This is a genomic window from Nitrospira sp. BLG_2, assembly GCF_049222245.1.
On the sequence record NZ_JBLYIG010000733.1, the window covers coordinates 1 to 1,777 of the forward strand.

Below are 1,777 nucleotides of genomic sequence, written 5' to 3' on the forward strand. Positions count from 1 at the left end.
ATTCTTACAAAGACTAAGAGCTTGTTGATTGATGACCTGGATGGTAAAAATGAGTATTAACGAGTATGGAGTCCTTAGTCTTAAGTACTCAGTACTAAAGACTCAATACTAAAGACTAATTACTATAAAGAGAAACCACTAAAAATTAATATTATGTTAGACACCGGATCGTACAAATTCGACATCCCCAAGCACAACACGCTAGGGTCTCCGCGATCAATTATCAAAGTGATAGGCGTTGGCGGAGGAGGCAGCAATGCAGTAAACCACATGTATCGTCAAGGCATAAAAGACGTTGAGTTTGTGGTATGCAACACCGATTTACAGGCACTCAATGCTAGTCCTGTACCCACCAAATTACAAATTGGTGTTGACCTTACAGAAGGGTTAGGTTGCGGGGCAAATCCCAAAGTTGGGAAGGGCGCTGCCATTGAAAGCAAAGAGCAAATCCGCGAGTTTTTAGATGGCACCAAAATGGTGTTCATCACAGCAGGTATGGGCGGTGGCACCGGAACTGGCGCTGCTCCGGTGATTGCGAAAATTGCCAAGAGCATGGGAATCCTGACGGTAGGTATTGTTACAGAACCGTTTGCTTTTGAAGGAAAGAAAAAGCTTGCGCAAGCTCACTTGGGTATTAAAGCGTTGCGTCATAGCTGCGATACCGTGCTTGTGATCCTCAATGATAAGCTGCGCGAAATTTACGGTAACCTTCCAATCGGCCAGGCATTTGCACAAGCTGATAATGTGTTAACCACAGCGGCAAAAGGAATAGCCGAAATTATTACACTGGCTGGCTATGTGAACGTTGACTTCCAGGATGTTCGTACCGTTATGCACAACGCTGGCCCCGCAGTAATGGGAACAGCCGAAACAAGGGGCGACAATCGTGCGCGCAATGCGGCTAGCGGAGCGCTGTCATCTCCTTTGCTCGATAGTTGCGATATCATGGGAGCTAAGAAAATACTGCTTTCGATTGTTTCTGGAGCAGAGGCCGAACTGCAAATGGATGAACTGATGGAAATCACAGAGTACATCCAGGAACAGGCAGGACAGGAAGCTGAAGTAATTTTCGGGCATGGCGTTGATCCTAATTTAGGTGACCGTCTCCGAGTTACAGTAATCGCTACCGGCTTTGAAGGTGATGCAGAGCCTGAAATGGAAAGTGACGGCCCAACGGTTTTAAAGAATGAACCAACGCCTGAAAAGAAGAAGGTGCATGATCTTGATAGAAGTCAGATCTGGATGTTTGAATCCGATAACGCTACAAGTCAGCCAAAGGAAATTCAACTCAAACAAAGAGAAGAAGCGCCCACTCCCGAAAAGGAGGAGGAGAAACCCATGGAGCGTGACATCGTATTCACCGGACCTTTTAATAAAATCGATTCAACACACGACTTTGATGATGAAGATGAAGGAGATGACTCTCTTTTTGCAAGTCATGACGATGAATTTGAGCGTGAGACGGAACGGTATGGCGATCAGGTAATCAATGATGAGGGTATGATGGAGTTGCGTTCGGCCAAGCAGCGCCTCAAGCAACAGGCTGATGAACGCAAAGAGAAATTGAAAAACGTACGGAAGCACGAAATGACAAAGGAGGAATTTAATGAGAAGTGGGCATTACCTGCCTATTTGCGCAGAGGGGTAAAGATGGATAATGTGCCGCATTCATCTGAGCAATTCATTTCAAAATACAATTTAAACGATGATAACAGTTTGCTGGGGAACAATAAGTTCTTACACGACAACGTAGATTAATTCCTCACACTGAGCCCCT

The 1,777-nt window shown here is 45.3% G+C and carries 1 protein-coding gene; it reads left to right on the forward strand.

Going from position 1 to position 1,777, the window contains the following annotated elements; genetic code table 11:
• Positions 1-153: 153 nt before the first annotated feature.
• The gene (gene ftsZ / locus ACOSYY_RS19640; protein ID WP_421664648.1) at positions 154-1,758 is read left to right on the forward strand and encodes a cell division protein FtsZ; all 1,605 of its coding nucleotides are present in this window, start codon (positions 154-156) and stop codon (positions 1,756-1,758) included.
• The last annotated feature ends 19 nt before the right edge of the window (positions 1,759-1,777 follow it).

Excerpts from the sequence above, each read along its gene's own strand:
- ftsZ (WP_421664648.1), top strand. The coding sequence starts at position 154 with ATGTTAGACACCGGATCGTACAAATTCGACATCCCCAAGCACAACACG.